Raw genomic sequence first — 16,457 nt, 5'->3', positions numbered from 1 at the left:
GCTACTTCACCCTTTCGCGGCCGGTGGCCGCGGCGAGCTGCCGCGCGGCCGAGTCGAGGGCGGCGCGCGGGTCCTTGCCGCGCAGCATCACGCCGGTGACGGCGGAGACCATGATGTCGGTGGCCTTCGCGTCGTCCTTGTTGTACTCGACCGGCGGGATGTTGCGGGCGAGCCGGGCGAACACGTCGAGGGCCGCCTGCCCGCCGAAGTACTCCTGCTTCTCGCTCAGGTACGGGTCGTCGAGCGCGGGCAGATAGGCGGGGAAGAGGCCCTCGCGCTTGAGCATGGAGACCTGGTTGGCCTTTCCGGTGAGCAGGAACTCGATGAACGCCCAGGCCAGTTGGGGGTTCCGGCTCTGCCCCGGGACGCAGAGCGTGGAGCCGCCGATGTTCGAGGTGCGGATGCCGTCGGCGGTGAATCCGGGCAGTGGTACCACCCCGAACTTTCCCGTCAGCTCGGGCGTCTCCTCGGTGAGCGTGCCCGTCCACCAGGCGGCGGTGGGCGTGGTGGCGGCCTTGCCCTCCTTGGTGCCGGTGACAAGTCCGTCCCAGCCCTTCTCGTAGTCGACGAGCCCCTGGTCGTGCAGGGTCTTCATCAGAGTGAGGGCCCGCACGGCCTCCGGGGTGTCGACCGCGACCCGGCCACCCTTGAAGTAGTACTGGCCCTGCTGCTGGAGCAGCATCGGCAGGATCCCGGCGTCCGTGGAATCCATGATGAGCAGCTTGCGGCCGGTGGCCCTCTTGATGCGGACGCCCGCCGCCACGTAGTCGTCCCAGGTCACCAGCGACTTGGGGTCGACTCCGGCGGCGCGGAAATGGTCCGTGCGGTAGTAGAGCGCGCAGGGGCCGATGTCCCAGGGCAGGGCGAAGACCGCGCTGTTCCTGCCGGTGACGGTGCGCCAGGCGGCGCGGTCGAAGTCGCCTCCGTAGCGGCCGCCGAGGCTCGTCAGGTCGTAGAAGCCGCTGGGGAAGTTGCCCATGTAGCGCGGCATGTGGCTGCCTTCGACCGTGAGGACGTCCGCGAGGCCCGAGCCGCCGCGCAGGCCCACGGTGATCTTGTCGTAGGCGTTGTCGTAGCCGATGTCGACGATGTCGACGGTGGTACCGGGGTGGCGTTCCTCGAAGATGCGGGCGAAGCGCTTCATGGCCTTGGCGGCCACGTCCCACGACCAGACGGTGATCCTGCCGCCGACCTTGCCCCCGCCGTCCTCGCCGCCGCCGATGCCGCGGGCGACCCCGCCGCCCGCGCCGCCCATGGCACATCCGCTGACCAGTGACGATGCCGCGGTCGCGAGACCCGTGGCCAGAACTACCCGTCGGGTGGGCCTTGTTGACACTCTTGCCTCCTGGAGCCTGAATGCCTAATGCTGTATTCAGAACACTGAATGACGGAGCCCGCCGTCAAGAGGTGTACACCCAAAGACTTTTGCTGCTGTGGTTCATGACTGACCTGACCGAGTCGGCTCACGCGAAAGGCGCGGCATGACGTCACCCCAGGACTCCGTCCACCCCTGCACCCATCCCTACATCCCGAACGCGGTCCCGGCCGTGCGGCAGGCGATGCTCGACGAGATCGGCGCGTCGAGCGTCGAGGACTTCTACGCCGACATCCCGGACGGCATCCGGCTGCACCGCCCCCTCGACCTGCCGGCCCCACTGCACTCGGAGGCCGAACTCACCCGCCACATGGAGGAGTTCCTCGGCCGCAACACCTCGACGCGGCAGGCGCTCAGCTTTCTCGGCTCCGGCTGCTACCAGCACCACGTCCCGGCGGTCGTGGACGAGGTGGTCAACCGCAGCGAGTTCCTCACGGCGTACGCGGGCGAGCCCTACGAGGACCACGGCCGCTTCCAGGCGCTGTGGGAGTACCAGTCGATGATGGCCGAACTGCTCGACGTCGAGATCGTCAACGTCCCGGTGTACGACGGCTTCCAGGCCTCGGGTACCGCCCTGCGCATGGCCGGCCGGATCACGGGCCGCCACCGCGTGCTCGTCGCCACCGCGATCGACAACGACAAACTCTCCCGCATCCGCGACTACGTGCGGCCCGATCACGACGTGACGGTGGTCCCGGTCGACCCGGACACCGGCTGCGCCGACCTCGACGCGGTGCGTGAAGCACTCGCCGCCGGCGACACGGCGGCGGTGTACGCGGACACGCCCTCCGCACTCGGCATCGTCGACGAGGCACTGCCCCGACTCGCCGAACTGGCCCATGAAGCGGGGGCGTTGTACGTCGTGGGCTGCAATCCGCTGACGCTCGGCGTGCTCGCACCACCCTCCGCGTACGGCGCCGACATCGCGTGCGGCGACATCCAGCCGCTCGGCCTCCACCAGAGCTTCGGCGGCGGCAACGCGGGCTTCATCGCCACGCGCGACGAGGAGGAGCTGGTCGCCGAGTACCCGTCACGCCTGTTCGGCCTGGTGCCGACGACCGTCGAGGGCGAGTACGGCTTCGGCGACGTCGCCTACGAGCGGACATCGTTCGCACTGCGCGAGGAGGGCAAGGAGTGGGTCGGCACCGCCGCCGCACTGCACGGCATCGGTGCCGGGGTCTATCTCGCGCTGATGGGACCGCAGGGCATGCGGGAGATCGGCGACACGATCCTCGCGCTCACCGCGTATGCCCGCCGGCGCCTCGCCGAAGTACCCGGCATCGAGGTCCCGTACGGCGGCGCCCTGCACTTCGCCGACTTCACCGTCCGCTACACGGGCGGCCGGACCTCCGCCGAGATCCGCGCCGGCCTGAAGGAGCGGGGCATCTTCGGCGGCGTCCCGACCGGCGAGCACGAGGCCGCGTACTGCGTCACCGAAGTCCACACCAAGGCCGACATCGACCGGCTCGCCGCGACCCTGGAGGAGATCGTCAAGTGACCGCCCCGCACACACCCGTGTCCGTCTCCCCCGAGGAGGCGCGTATCGCCGGCAAGCCGCGCCTGCGCCGGTTCCAGCAGGCGTCCTGGGACGAGAAGCTGATCTTCGAGCTCGGTTCACCGGGCGAGCGGGGCGTCCTCGTACCGGTCGCCGACCCGTCCGTCGGGAAGGCCGAGATTCCCGCCGCCCTGCGCCGCGCAGAACCGCCCGCACTGCCGGAGCTGTCCCAACAGCAGGTCCTGCGCCACTACTTGCGCCTCTCGCAGGAGAATCTGGGCGCCGATCTCAACATCGACGTCGGCCAGGGCACCTGCACCATGAAGTACAGCCCCAAGGTCAACGACCAGTTCGTCCGCGACCCGCGCATCGCGGCGCTGCACCCGCTCCAGGACGAGGACACGGTCCAGGGCGTCCTCGGGATCATCCACGGCCTGGAGCAGCTCCTGAAGGAGATCTCCGGCATGGACCGGGTCTCGCTCCAGCCGGGCGCCGGATCCGCCGCGATCTACACGAACGTGGCGATGATCCGCGCCTACTTCGCCGCGCGCGGCGAGCTGGAGGAGCGCGACGAGGTCATCACGACGATCTTCTCCCACCCGTCGAACGCGGCCTGCGCGAAGACGGCCGGCTTCAAGGTCATCACGCTCCACCCGGACGCGGACGGCTACCCGGACATCGAGGCCCTCAAGGCGGCGGTCGGCCCCCGCACAGCGGCGCTCCTCATCACGAACCCCGAGGACACGGGCATCTACAACCCGCGCATCGAGGAGTTCGTCCGGATCGTGCACGAGGCGGGCGGCCTGTGCTCGTACGACCAGGCCAACGCGAACGGCATCCTCGGCATCACGCGCGCCCGGGACGCGGGCTTCGACCTGTGCCACTTCAATCTGCACAAGACGTTCTCGACGCCGCACGCCTGCGGCGGCCCGGCGGCCGGCGCGTGCGCGGTCTCCGAGGACCTCGCCCCCTATCTTCCGCGCCCCACCGTCGAGTTCGACGGTTCGACCTACCGCCTGGACGACGACCGGCCCGAGTCGGTCGGCAAGATGCGGCCGTTCTACGGCGTCGTGCCGAACCTGGTCCGCGCCTACGCCTGGATCATGTCGCTGGGCGCACAGGGCCTGCGCGCCGCCGCCGAGACGGCCGTCCTCAACAACAACTACCTGCTCCACAAGGTCCGGCAGATCCCGGGCGTCTCCATTCCCTACGCGGCGGGGCGCCCGCGCGTCGAACAGGTCCGCTACAGCTGGGAGAAGCTGCACGAGGACACCGGCCTGCACTCGGAGGACATCGGACTGCGCGCCGCGGACTTCGGTACGCACTACTGGACCAGCCACCACCCGTACATCGTGCCGGAACCCATGACACTGGAGCCGACCGAGTCCTACACGCGCGCCGACCTCGACGAGTACGCGGCGATCCTCGCGGAGATCGCCCGTGAGGCGTACGAGGACCCGGAGACCGTGCGCACGGCGCCGCACCGCTCGACCGTCCACCGGGTCCGCCCGGAAGCCCTGGACTCCCCAGCGACCTGGGCGGTCTCCTGGCGCGCCTACCGCCGCAAGGTGCTCGGTGAGGCCGGCCGGTGAGGAGGATCGGCCTGGTGGTCAACCCGGTCGCCGGTCTCGGCGGCCGGGTGGGCCTGGGCGGCACCGACGGCCCGGACCGGCCCCGCAGGGCACTCGCGCTGGGCGCACATCCCTCGGCGGGAGTGCGCGCCGCTACGGCTCTGGGTGAACTGGCGACTCGTGCGGGGCAGTCGGCGGAGAACGGGTGTCCTGCGTGGGGCGGTCGGGGCGGCGGGTCCCACGCGGCGGCGCACCCCGCGCCCGGTCGGCGCGCACAGGCGGCCGGCGCTTCGACGGCCTCCGCGCCGGACGGGCGTCCCGAGGCGTCGAAGGGCACGGCGCACGTCCCCGCAGCCGCGCGGGGGCGCCCGCCGCACGCCGCGCCCGGCCGCCGGGCCGACGCCACCGGGGATCCCGCGCCGAACGGGTTCAGCGGTACGCGGGCCGCGGCGGCGGCCGAGGCCCCGGCCGGTCACCCGCCGGGCTCCGGGCTCCTCGTCGTCACCGCCGCCGGTCCCCTGGGCGCCGACTCCGTCGCCGCCGCGGGGCTTGCGGGGCGGGTCGTGTACACCGCGGAAGCCGGGCGGGACACCTCGGCCGCGGACACGGCCGCCGCGGTGCGGGCCGTCGTCGCCGAGGGCGTCGACCTCCTGCTCTTCGCCGGCGGCGACGGCACCGCGCGCGATGTGCTCGGCGCCCTGGGCGACGCGCCCTGCCCGGTCCTCGGCGTACCGACCGGTGTGAAGATGCACTCGGCGGTCTTCGCCGTCGGTCCGCGCGCCGCGGGTGAGGTCGCGGCTGCGTGGCTGGCCCGCAGGAGCACCGTCCGGCTGCGGGACGCCGAGGTGATGGACCGGGACGAGGACGCCCTGAGCGGGGGCCGCGTCGCCTCCCGGCTCTTCGGTTGGCTGCCTGTCCCCGACGTGCCGGTCCGCGTGCAGCAGCGCAAGACCGGCAGCACCGCCGCCGCGCCCGAGGCGGTCGGCGGCATCGCGGCCGACGTCGCCGAGCGCGTCGGGGACGGGCTGCTCGTGCTCGGGCCGGGCAGCACCACCCGGGCGGTCGCGGCGGCGCTCGGCGCGGACGTCTCCCTCACGGGGGTCGACGTGCTCCGCTTGCGGCCCGGCCATCTGCCGCGCATCGTGGCCCGCGACGCGGGCGAGGACGCCCTCCTCTCCATCGGCCCGGCCTGGATCGCCCTCTCCCCCATCGGCGGCCAGGGCTTCCTCCTCGGCCGCGGCAACCAGCAGATCTCGCCGCGCGTCCTGCGCGCGGCGGGCGGCCGCGAGCGCCTGCTCGTGCTGTGCACCGAACAGAAACTGGCCGCGCTCGGCGGCCGCCCTCTTCTCCTCGACACCGGGGACGAAGCGCTCGACGCGGAGCTGTCCGGCCACCTCCCCGTCATCACCGGCAGGCGGCGCACATCGCTGTACCGCCTGGCCGGATGACCCCTCATACCTCCCCCTACCCCCAGAAGGAGCCCCAGATGATCTCCCTTGACGGCAAGCGCGCCATCGTGACCGGAGGCGGAGCCGGAATCGGCCGCGCCACCGCCCAGCTCCTCGCGGAGCTCGGCGCCCGCGTGGTGATCGCCGACATCGACACGGACGGCGGCGAACGCACCGCGAAGGACACCGGAGGGGCCTTCGTCCGCTGCGACGTGTCACGGCGCGAGGACTGCGAGGCCGTCGTGCGCACGGCGCAGGAGCAGTTCGGCGGCGTGGACGTCCTCTTCAACAACGCGGGCATCATCCGCCGCTCCACGGTCTGCGAGATCACCGAGGACGACTGGGATCTGGTGATGGCCGTGAACATCCGCTCGGTGATGCTGATGAGCCGCCTCGTGATCCCGGGGATGGCTGCCGGGGGCGGCGGCTCCGTCATCAACACCGGCTCCGGATGGGGCATCCGCGGCGGCGGGCGGGCCGTCTCGTACTGCGCGTCGAAGGGCGCCGTCGTCAACATGACCCGCGCCATGGCCATCGACCACGGCCCCGACCGCATCCGCGTCAACTGTGTCTGCCCCGGTGACACGGCGACCGGGATGCTCGCCGAGGAGGCCCGCCAACTCGGCGAGAGCTCCGACGCGTTCTACGCCGACGCCGCCGACCGGCCGCTCGGCCGGATCGGGCAGCCCCGCGACATCGCCCAGACCGTGGCGTTCCTCGCCTCCGACGCCTCGGCATTCCTGAGCGGGGCGATCATCCCGGTCGACGGCGCCGGTACCGCGTGACCCGCCGGTAGCGGATAATCGACCGGACCGAAGGGGAGGGCAGCCTCAGATGCCAATCGAAAACCGCCCGCTGCGCGAACAGGTCAAGGAGGAACTGATCAAGCGCCTCGGGCGCGGCACGATCGCGACCAGCGAGCCGATCAACGAGGGGCAGCTCGCCACCGAACTCGGTGTCAGCCGTACGCCGCTGCGCGAGGCACTGATCACGCTGGAGCGCGAGGGTGTCATCACCAGCGAGCGCGGCAAGGGCTTCCGCTTCGCACCGCTCAGTGCGCAGGAGTTCCGTGACCTGTCCGCGATCGTCGCGACGCTGGAGGCGCTCGCCCTGGAGTCCAGCGACCCCGAGCACCTGGCGGCGACGGCCCCCCGCCTCCTTGAGGAGGCGCGCGCGTTCTCGGCCCCGCAGGCCCCGCACGACGTCATAGAGCGTTACGACGACGCGTGGCACGACCTGCTCCTGTCCGGCTGCACGAACAACCGCCTGATGAAGCTGATCACCTCCCTGAAGGTGACGATGCACCGCTACGAGCGGGTGGCCCTGGGCGACCAGGACATCCTGGAGCGTTCGGCGGTGGAGCACGAGCGGATCGCCGAGTGCCTGCAGCGCGGCGACCTCGACGCGGCCGTCGCGGCACTCAGGGAGAACTGGAACAGCGGGATGCACCGGATCCTGGAGCATCTGAAGGACTGACCACGGGCGGCGGGACCCCGACGGGGACGGCGGAGTGGCGTGGGTCGAGATGCCCGGCCGTGCCCCGCACGGCCGCGGGCGGTGAGAGAGCCGAGGCGGGCGCGCTCGAAGGGGGATCCGCCGCACTCGGGCAGGCGCCGGCGACGGACGTCCCTGCCGCGGCAGGCGCCCGGGGACCCGCCGCCTCCGGGGCCGGCGAAGTCGCTCCGTACCGCTCCCGGTCGCTCTCGGCCCGCACCCGCGAGGTGATCGCGCCGGAGCCGACCGGGGGTGACGGTCCCGGTGGCCGTCGCGCCCGTCGACGGCGCCGCGGGCCGACTCCGGCGGCGAGCTCACCGAGCGGTGCCCTTCGGCCCCCGTCGGGATCGCGGGAGCGCTCGACGCCCACGCGATGCCGGGGCCCACAACGTCGTCAAGACGTCCGCATCGACCCGCCCGAAGACGGTTACACAGGACGACGGCGGCGCATAGGCTGCCCTCCCGCGAGTTGTGTGCTGACCTCGCAGAACGCAGCACTGGAACCGATCCGACAGGGCTAGGAGCCGCCCCGTGTTCTATTACGTGCTCAAATACGTCGTTCTCGGGCCGCTTCTCCGGCTGTTCTTCCGCCCCAGGATCGAGGGTCTGGAGCACGTCCCGGAGGACGGCGCGGCCATCGTCGCCGGCAACCATCTGTCGTTCTCCGACCATTTCCTGATGCCCGCGATCCTCAGACGGCGCATCACGTTTCTCGCCAAGGCGGAGTACTTCACCGGATCGGGCGTAAAGGGGCGGTTGACAGCGGCCTTCTTCCGCAGCATCGGGCAGATTCCGGTGGACCGGTCCGGCAAGGACGCGGGACAGGCGGCGATCCGCGAAGGGCTCGGGGTGCTGGGCAGGGGCGAGCTGCTGGGGATCTATCCGGAGGGCACCCGTTCGCACGACGGCCGGCTCTACAAGGGCAAGGTCGGCGTGGCCGTCATGGCGATCACGGCTCGGGTACCGGTGGTGCCGTGCGCGATGGTCGGCACCTTCGAGATCCAGCCCCCGGGACAGGCCGTGCCGCGCATCAAACGGGTCACCATCCGCTTCGGTGAGCCGCTGGACTTCTCCCGCTACGCCGGCCTGGAGAACCAGAGGGCGGCGATCCGGGCCGTCACCGACGAGATCATGTACGCGATCCTCACCCTCTCCGGGCAGGAGTACGTCGACGAGTACGCGGCCAAGGTGAAGGCGGCGCAGGCGGAACAGGCCGGGCAGTCGCGGAAGTTCCCGAAACTGCGACGCTGAGGGCTGATCCGCGCAGGGTGAACTCCGCTGTTCCCGGCCGCGGTCCCGGCTCTAGCGTGCCTGTCATGACCAAGGGAAACGCATGGGTTCTGGGAGCGACGGGACAGATCGGGCGAGCGGCCGTGCGGGCGCTCGTCGAGGACGGCTGGGAGGTGACGGCCGCCTCCCGCGGCGGCGGCCGGGACGTCCGGTGGGACGGTGCGGTGCGCACGACGGCTCTCGACCGGGACGAGGACGGGGCGCTCGCCGCCGCACTGGGCGACGGTTGTGACGTACTCGTCGACATGGTGGCGTACGGCGCCGACCACGCCCGGCAGTTGACCGGCCTGGCGGACCGGATCGGTTCGGCGGTGGTCGTCTCCAGCGGTGCGGTGTACGAGGACGATCAGGGGCACAGCTTCGACACGCAGGGCGAGCCCGGCGGAGCTCCGCGCTACCCCGTGCCGATCCCGGAGACGCAGCGCACCGTTTCGGCGGGCGATGCCACGTACGGGACGCGGAAGATACAGCTGGAGCGGGATCTGCTGGCGGCGGGGGACGCGCTGCCGGTGACGCTGCTGCGCGCGGGGGCGATTCACGGCACGTACTGCCGCTCTCCCCGCGAGCTGTGGTTCGTGAAGCGGCTCCTGGACGGCCGGGGGCGACGGGTGCTTTCGTACGGCGGTGCGTCCCGATTCCATCCTGTTCACTCCTCCAACCTGGCCGAGTTGATCCGGCTCGCCGCCGGGCGGCCCGGTTCACGGGTGCTCAACGCCGGGGATCCGCAGGCACCGACGGTCGCGGAGATCGGCGAGGCCGTCGACGCGGTGCTCGGCCGGAGCACCGAGACCGTGCTGATGGCGGGCGCGCCCGGGGAGGACGGTGTCGGCTCGACGCCGTGGAGCGCCCCCCACTCCATCGTGTACGACATGACGGCAGCCGAGCGGGAGCTCGGCTACCGGCCGGTGACGGGCTACGCGGAGTCGCTTGCGAAGACGGTCGAGTGGATCGGGGCGCAGCTGAAGGGCAGGGACTGGAGGGAGGCGTTCCCCGTCATGCTGCGGGCGTACGGGGAGAAGCTCTTCGACTACGCGGCGGAGGACGCCTGGCTGGAGGCGTACGACCGCCGGGCGTGAGACACAGGCCCGTACGCGAGAACGGGCGGCCGGTGGCGCGAAGCCGCCGGCCGCCCGTGCCCGTGGAGTGCGACCGCTACGGCTTCGGTGTGGCGTGCGGAGCGCACGTCACGTCGCTGCGGTCGGTCCTGCCCGTGAGCAGGTAGGTGTCCACCCGCTCGTTGATGCAGGGGTTGACCAGACCGGTGACACCGTGCGAACCGGCGTCCCGCTCCGTGATGAGGCGCGAGCCCTTGAAACGCTTGTGCAGTTCGACGGCGCCCTTGTACGGGGTGGCCGCGTCACGCGTGGACTGCACGATCAGCACCGGCGGCAGGCCCTTGCCGGTCTTGACGTTCAGCGGGGTCTGCTGCTTGGTGGACCAGGTCGCGCAGGGCAGGTTCATCCAGGCGTTCGCCCATGTCATGAACGGGTGGTCCCTGTGCAGCCGGGTGTTGTCGCGGTCCCACTTCTGCCAGCTGGTGGGCCACTTGGCGTCCGCGCACTCGACCGCGGTGTACACGGCGTTGCCGTTCTCCGAGGAGATGTTCCCCGCGGTGTCGGACATGTCCGGGCCCGCCGCGTCGACCAGGGCCTGGGTGTCGCCGCCCCGGTAGTCGCTCCAGGTCTGGGCGACGAGCGCCCAGGTGGAGTCGTAGTACGGCGCGTTCTGGAAGAAGCCGATGAGCTCGGCGGGGCCGACGACGCCACCGATCGGGTTCTTCTTGGCGGCGGCGCGCAGTGTCAGCCACGCCTGCTCGACCTTCTCCGGGGTGTCGCCGATGTGGAAGGCGGAGTCGTTCTTGGCGACCCATGCCTTCCAGTCGTCCCAGCGCCCCTGGAAGGCGATGTCCTGGTTGAGGTTGCTCTGGTACCAGATGTTGTCCTTCGACGGGTCGACGACGCTGTCGACGACCATGCGGCGGACGTGGTCCGGGAAGAGCGTGCCGTAGACCGCGCCGAGATAGGTGCCGTAGGAGACGCCCAGGTAGTTGAGCTTCTCCTCGCCGAGGGCGGCGCGGATGACATCCAGGTCGCGTGCGGTGTTGGGCGTGGTCATGTGCGGCAGCATGTCGCCGCTGCGCTCGGCGCAGCCGTCCGCGTACGCGGCGGCGAGCTTGCGCTGGGCCCGCTTGTCGGCCTCGGAGTCGGGCACGGGGTCGGCCTTCGGGGCCTTGACGTACTCCTGGGGGTCGACGCAGGAGATCGGCGCGGAGTGGCCGACGCCCCGCGGGTCGAAGCCCACGAAGTCGTAGGCCTTCGCCGCGTTCGCCCAGACCACGTTCTTGTTGATGATGCGCTTCGGGAACGCCATGCCCGAACCGCCGGGGCCGCCCGGGTTGTAGAGCAGCGCGCCCTGTCGCTCGCCCTTCGTGCCGGTGCTGACGTGCCGGTCGACGGCGAGCTTGATCTGCTTGCCGTCGGGCCTGGCGTAGTCGAGCGGCACGGTCACCCAGCCGCACTGGATCGGCTTGGCTATGGCCCAGTCGGCCGGACAGTCCTTCCAGTCGATGCCGGACCTGGCCGCCCGTGCCGCGGCGACCTGAACGCCGCGCGCCTCGGAACCGTGGTGGTGACGGCTTTCGGCAGTGGCCGCCGGTGCGGTTACCGCGCCCGCTATGAGCGTGCCCGCGATCAGAGCGCCGGCCGAGCCGAGCACTGCTGTGCGTCTCAAGTGGAACCTCCCCCAATATCTGAAGCGCCACCGGTGGTGGCGCGATTCATTCGGGACCTCTTGCGGATCCTGTCGTCTGTGAGGTTCCTGAGAACAGGCCACGCACCCACTTCTTTACCGAATCGATAACCGGACATCCGTGTCCCGCTGAGCGGTGTTCAGCCCGTCCGGGTGTCGAGTACGTCGTTCAGCGCCTCGTCCAGGACCCTGCGCAGCAGGCGCGCGTCGGGGGCGACCGCTGTCACCAGCACGGCCGGGCCGGCGAGCGGAGTGAGGACGGCGGTCGGTCCCAGCAGCCGCGCTTCGGGACATTTCCCGGCGAACGACGGGTCGACGACGAGGAGTTGGCCGACGGCCCGGTGGCCGCCCAGGACGGCAGCGCCGTCCCAGCCGCCGGGTGCTCCCGGCCCGTACGCCACCTGCTGGTCGATGAGCGGACGGCCGGCGCGATGCACCGTGAGGCGGCTGCCGAGCGTGCCGGTGCTCTCGCCGTGGCGGCCGAGGATCTGCTCCTCGCGCAGCACCAGCCGTGCGGTGGGGGCGAGTTCGACCCGTGTGGTCATGCGCAGGGCGCTGCCGTGCGCCGAGACGAGCTGCTCCGGCAGCCAGCGGAGCTCGGCCCCCTCCCCCGCGCTCAACTCGATGTCGTACGTGGCGGGTCCGGCGGCCGGCCCCGGTCCCGGCAGGGCGACGGTCGCGGCCGCCGAGTCGACGGTGAGCCGGGCGCCGTCGCCGGCCCGCACCTCGATGGCGAGCCGGTCGCCGCCGAGCGGTGCGCTCATGGCGCCGACGACGGTGACACGGGCGTACGGGCCGTTCACGGCCCGGGTCCGGCGCAGTGCGAGCGGTCCGTCGCTCTCCAGCACGGGAAGCGCGGTGACGCCCCGGCTGTCGAGGACCGCGGTGATCCGGGCGGTGGCCTGGACGCTCATGCGGTCCAGGCGGCGAGCTGCCCCCGCACCCAGTCGGCGACCGGCCCGACGCCTTCCTCGGAGGTGAGCGAGGTGAAGGCGACGGGGAGCGGGCCGCGCTGCCGTGCGGCGTCGTGGGCCATCCGTCCGAGGTCGGAGCCGACGTAGGGGGCGAGGTCGGTCTTGTTGATGACGAGCAGGTCGGAGGTGGTGACGCCGGGCCCTCCCTTGCGCGGGATGTCGTCGCCGCCCGCCACGTCGATGACGAAGATCTGGGCGTCGACCAGCCCCTTGGAGAAGGTGGCGGTGAGGTTGTCACCACCGGATTCGATCAGGATCAGATCGAGCGGCCCGACGGTGTCCTCCAGGTCCTCCACGGCTTCGAGGTTGGCGGAGATGTCGTCCCGGATCGCGGTGTGGGGGCAGGCGCCGGTCTCCACGGCCTGGATGCGCTCGGGCGGCAGGACGGCGTGGCGCAGCAGGAAGGCGGCGTCCTCCCGGGTGTAGATGTCGTTGGTGACCACGGCGAGGGAGAGCTGGTCGCGCAGGACCCGGCAGAGGGCGGCGACGGTCGCGGTCTTGCCGGAGCCGACCGGCCCGCCGAGCCCGATGCGCAGGGCGCGGCGGGTGCCGTCGGGGCGGGCGGCGTCGGCGCTCACGGCGGCGGCGCCGTGCTGGCCGTGGTCGAGGTGCATGGGATTCGACTCCTGGTTCTTGCGGGTTTACGAGGCGAACAGGCGAACCGGCCAGGCCGCGTGTGCCTCTGCGGTGATGTCGAGGAGAGGGGCGGAGGCGGCGGGCAGCGCGTCGATGGTGCCGTGCGCGGCGACGGCGGCCTGTTCGGCGACCCGGTCGAGTTCGGATGCGAGGCGGGCGAGGACGGCGGTGGCCTCGAAGGGGTCGAGCGAGAGCAGCCGGACGACTGCGGTGGCCGGTCCGCTGACGGTTTCGTACGCGACGCAGTGCGCGGCGTCCACGGGCCCGAGTCCCGCCGCGCGGGCGGTGAGGCCGAGGACGACGGGCTGGTGCGCGCCGCGCGGCCGGGCTCGGGCCAGCGCGGCCAGTTCCGGGCTGGGCCAGGTGGCACGGGCGGCCCGCATCAGCTGCCGGCCGAGCCTGCGCGCGACGGCCCGCAGGGCCGGTGACGGGGTACGGGCGTCGGCCGCCTCGTCGAGCGCGAGCGGGTCGTGTCCGTGGGCGGCCGCCGCGGCAAGCGCAGCGGCCGTGAGTCCGGTGGTGTGCAGACGGCCCCGGCAGAATGCGGCGAGGTCCTCGGCATTGCGGATGCGCCCTTCCTTCACGGCCGGTTCGGCGCCGCCGGAGTGTGCGTGGCCACCAGCGGGGAACCGGCCGTCGGCGAGGACGAGCAGAGCCGCGCGGCTCATCGCCGGGTCCGCATCAGAAGAGGAAGTAACGTTGGGCCATGGGGAGTTCGACGGCCGGTGCCGGTTCGACCGGTTCGCCGTCGATCGTCACGGCGAAGCTGTCCGGGTCGACATGGACCTGCGGCAGTGCGTCGTTCTCCCGCATGTCGGCCTTGGTGACCCCGCGCGTGCTGGTGATCGGCACGAACGGCTTCCCGAGGCCGAGGCGTTCGGGCAGCCCGTCCTGGATGGCCGCGCTCGCCACGAAGTTGAGCGAGTTGGCCGCGGGGGAACGTCCGACCGCGCCGAACATCGGGCGGGGCAGGATCGGTTGCGGGGTCGGTATGGAGGCGTTGGCATCGCCCATCTGCGCGTACGCGATCTGGCCGCCCTTGATGACGGTCTGCGGCTTGACTCCGAAGAATGCCGGTTCCCACAGCACCAGATCGGCGAGTTTGCCTCGCTCCACCGAACCGATCTCCCGGTCGAGCCCTTGGGCGACCGCCGGATTGATCGTGTATTTGGCGACGTAGCGACGCACTCGGTGGTTGTCGGCCCGCCCGTCTCCGGGCAGTGCGCCGCGGCGCTTCTTCATCACATGGGCGGTCTGCCAGGTGCGCAGGACGACCTCGCCGATGCGGCCCATCGCCTGGGAGTCGGACGAGATGATCGAGATGGCGCCGAGGTCGTGGAGGATGTCCTCGGCCGCGATGGTGGACGGCCGGATCCGCGACTCGGCGAAGGCGAGATCCTCCGGCACGGCGGGGTTGAGATGGTGGCAGACCATCAGCATGTCGAGGTGTTCCTCGATGGTGTTGACGGTGTGCGGTCGCGTCGGATTGGTCGAACTCGGCAACACGTAAGGCTCCGAGACGACGCCGATGATGTCCGGGGCGTGCCCGCCACCCGCGCCCTCGGTGTGGTACGCGTGGAGGGAGCGCCCGGCGATGGCGGCCAGGGTGTCGGCGACGAATCCGGCCTCGTTGAGGGTGTCGGTGTGGATGGCCAGTTGGGCGCCCGTCTCCTCGCAGACGCTCAGGCAGGCGTCGATGACGGCGGGGGTGGCACCCCAGTCCTCATGGATCTTGAACCCGAGCGCACCGGCGCGGAGTTGGGAGTGCATGGCCTCGCGCGACATCGTGTTGCCCTTGCCGAGCAGGCCGATGTTGACGGGATACGCCTCCAGCGCCTCGAACATCCGGGCAAGGTGCCACGGCCCCGGGGTGATGGTGGTGGCCTTGGTGCCCTCGGCCGGTCCGGTGCCGCCGCCGACCAGGGTGGTGATCCCGGAGGAGAGCGCCTGGTCGATCAGGGTCGGCGAGATGAAGTGGACATGGGCGTCGATGGCGCCCGCGGTGAGGAACTTGCCGTTGCCCGCGATGATCTCGGTCTCGGGGCCGACGACCAGATCGGGGTGGACGCCGTCCATGGTGTCCGGGTTTCCGGCCTTGCCGATCCCGGTGATCCGGCCGTCACGGATGCCGATGTCCGCCTTGACTATGCCCCAGTGGTCGATGATCACGGCGCCGGTGACGACGGTGTCCGGGGCGCCCTCGGCGCGCGTGGTGCGGGCCTGGCCCATCGATTCGCGGAGGACCTTGCCACCGCCGAACACCGCCTCGTCGCCTGCGAGTCCGGGGCCGCCCGAGCGGTCCTCCTCGATCTCGACGAGCAGATCCGTGTCGGCGAGCCGGATACGGTCGCCGGTCGTGGGGCCGAACAGATCGGCGTGGACGGCGCGGTCGAGTTCAGCCATCGAGGGCACCTCCGGTCTCGCCGCGCAGGCCGGGGACGATGCGCCGTCCGGCGAGGGGGACGAGTTCGACGTCGACGGGTATGCCGGGTTCGAAGCGGACGGCGGTCCCGGCGGCGATGTTCAACCGCAGGCCGTGGGCGGCCGAACGGTCGAATTCCAGACCGGGGTTGGCCTCGGCGAAGTGGTAGTGCGAACCGACCTGAACGGGCCGGTCGGCGGCGTTGAGAACGGTGAGGCGGGTGACGGGCCGGCCCTCGTTGAACGGCACGGGCCCGTCCGCGTAGAGGATCTCTCCGGGAATCATCGGTGACGCCTCCCGTCGGACGATCGGCTCATGGACGGTGACGAGCTTGGTGCCGTCCGGGAAGGTGGCCTCGACCTGGACGTCGTGGATCATCTCCGACACCCCGTCCATGACGTCGTCACGGGAGAGCACCTTGCGGCCCGATGCCATCAGTTCGGAGACCGTACGGCCGTCACGGGCACCCTCCAGCAGATGCGCGGTGATCAGGGCGACCGCCTCGGGGTGGTTGAGCCGCAGTCCGCGTGCCCGGCGCTTCTGGGCCACATCGGCAGCAACATGGATGAGCAAACGTTCCTGCTCATGCGGGGTCAGTTGCATGCTTCCACCTCACAGTCGCGTGCCCAGTACCGGTCCTGGACGCAGCGAGACATTAGCCCTCCTCAACAGACTGTTGAACTCCGAACCGGTGCCCCGCGGCAAGGTATTGCACGTTGGAGCCGAAGTTTTTCCGGCGCGTTAACTGACCTTTTGCAGATTCGTGGACATCGGGCGGGCCGAGGCGGGGGCGCTCGGGCTCACCACGCCGGCCGGCGGCGGCACAGCGGCAGGGCTCGCCGCACCGATCGGGCCGCTCGGTGCCGGCTTCGGCGCCCTGGCGCTGCCCGGAAACCCGTTCTCCGGCGTCACCGGCGCGCCCGAACCGCCGATCGGCACGATCGGGCAGCCGATGCCGCCGGGCGCAGGCGGCTCACCACTGCGATCACCACTGCGGTCACCAC

14 protein-coding genes are annotated in these 16,457 nt (G+C 71.4%); 7 read left to right on the top strand and 7 right to left on the bottom strand.

Annotated elements, in window-relative coordinates:
* Window position 1: 1 nt before the first annotated feature.
* Window positions 2–1,255, bottom strand: a complete 1,254-nt coding sequence (locus ACFVT1_RS26640) for an ABC transporter substrate-binding protein (RefSeq protein ID WP_389799903.1) — start codon at window positions 1,253–1,255, stop codon at window positions 2–4.
* A gap of 226 nt (window positions 1,256–1,481) precedes the next feature.
* On the opposite strand from ACFVT1_RS26640, the gene gcvPA reads away from it, so the two are divergent.
* The 7 genes from gcvPA to ACFVT1_RS26605 all read left to right on the top strand — a co-directional run bounded on the left by gcvPA (window position 1,482) and on the right by ACFVT1_RS26605 (window position 9,749).
* The gene (gene gcvPA / locus ACFVT1_RS26635; protein WP_389799901.1) at window positions 1,482–2,873 is read left to right on the top strand and encodes an aminomethyl-transferring glycine dehydrogenase subunit GcvPA; all 1,392 of its coding nucleotides are present in this window, start codon (window positions 1,482–1,484) and stop codon (window positions 2,871–2,873) included.
* A complete protein-coding gene (gene gcvPB / locus ACFVT1_RS26630; RefSeq protein ID WP_389799900.1) occupies window positions 2,870–4,462 on the top strand; it encodes an aminomethyl-transferring glycine dehydrogenase subunit GcvPB in 1,593 nt (530 codons plus the stop codon). The genes gcvPA and gcvPB overlap by 4 nt, the downstream gene beginning before the upstream one ends.
* Window positions 4,459–5,889, top strand: coding sequence for an ATP-NAD kinase family protein (locus ACFVT1_RS26625; protein WP_389799898.1), 1,431 nt, complete (start codon window positions 4,459–4,461; stop codon window positions 5,887–5,889). The genes gcvPB and ACFVT1_RS26625 overlap by 4 nt, the downstream gene beginning before the upstream one ends.
* A 38-nt stretch (window positions 5,890–5,927) precedes the next feature.
* Window positions 5,928–6,674: an SDR family NAD(P)-dependent oxidoreductase gene (locus ACFVT1_RS26620; RefSeq protein ID WP_389799897.1), complete on the top strand. Its 747-nt coding sequence runs from the start codon at window positions 5,928–5,930 to the stop codon at window positions 6,672–6,674.
* A gap of 49 nt (window positions 6,675–6,723) precedes the next feature.
* Window positions 6,724–7,365 carry a GntR family transcriptional regulator gene (locus tag ACFVT1_RS26615; protein ID WP_389799895.1) on the top strand — a complete coding sequence of 214 codons (642 nt, stop codon included), beginning with the start codon at window positions 6,724–6,726 and terminating at the stop codon, window positions 7,363–7,365.
* A 549-nt stretch (window positions 7,366–7,914) separates the two neighbouring features.
* Window positions 7,915–8,634, top strand: coding sequence for a lysophospholipid acyltransferase family protein (locus ACFVT1_RS26610; RefSeq protein ID WP_389799893.1), 720 nt, complete (start codon window positions 7,915–7,917; stop codon window positions 8,632–8,634).
* A 65-nt stretch (window positions 8,635–8,699) separates the two neighbouring features.
* Window positions 8,700–9,749 (top strand): NAD-dependent epimerase/dehydratase family protein, encoded by a 1,050-nt coding sequence (locus ACFVT1_RS26605; RefSeq protein ID WP_389799891.1) that lies wholly within the window; start codon window positions 8,700–8,702, stop codon window positions 9,747–9,749.
* A gap of 76 nt (window positions 9,750–9,825) precedes the next feature.
* Here ACFVT1_RS26605 and ACFVT1_RS26600 read toward each other — a convergent pair whose 3' ends face one another.
* The 6 genes from ACFVT1_RS26600 to ACFVT1_RS26575 form a co-directional block, all read right to left on the bottom strand.
* Window positions 9,826–11,403, bottom strand: coding sequence for an alpha/beta hydrolase (locus ACFVT1_RS26600; RefSeq protein ID WP_389799889.1), 1,578 nt, complete (start codon window positions 11,401–11,403; stop codon window positions 9,826–9,828).
* A gap of 158 nt (window positions 11,404–11,561) precedes the next feature.
* A complete protein-coding gene (locus tag ACFVT1_RS26595) occupies window positions 11,562–12,335 on the bottom strand; it encodes an urease accessory protein UreD (protein WP_389799887.1) in 774 nt (257 codons plus the stop codon).
* The gene (gene ureG, locus ACFVT1_RS26590; RefSeq protein ID WP_389799885.1) at window positions 12,332–13,009 is read right to left on the bottom strand and encodes an urease accessory protein UreG; all 678 of its coding nucleotides are present in this window, start codon (window positions 13,007–13,009) and stop codon (window positions 12,332–12,334) included. Before ureG ends, ACFVT1_RS26595 begins: the two co-directional genes overlap by 4 nt.
* 27 nt (window positions 13,010–13,036) lie before the next feature.
* Window positions 13,037–13,699 (bottom strand): urease accessory protein UreF, encoded by a 663-nt coding sequence (locus ACFVT1_RS26585; protein WP_389799882.1) that lies wholly within the window; start codon window positions 13,697–13,699, stop codon window positions 13,037–13,039.
* 13 nt (window positions 13,700–13,712) lie between these two features.
* Window positions 13,713–15,434, bottom strand: a complete 1,722-nt coding sequence (locus ACFVT1_RS26580) for an urease subunit alpha (protein ID WP_389799880.1) — start codon at window positions 15,432–15,434, stop codon at window positions 13,713–13,715.
* The gene (locus ACFVT1_RS26575; protein WP_389799877.1) at window positions 15,427–16,056 is read right to left on the bottom strand and encodes an urease subunit gamma; all 630 of its coding nucleotides are present in this window, start codon (window positions 16,054–16,056) and stop codon (window positions 15,427–15,429) included. The genes ACFVT1_RS26580 and ACFVT1_RS26575 overlap by 8 nt, the downstream gene beginning before the upstream one ends.
* Window positions 16,057–16,457: the final 401 nt, after the last annotated feature.

The organism is Streptomyces sp. NPDC057963, from assembly GCF_042887155.1.
Lineage (GTDB): Bacteria > Actinomycetota > Actinomycetes > Streptomycetales > Streptomycetaceae > Streptomyces.
This window is presented reverse-complemented; position numbering and strand designations above follow the sequence as displayed.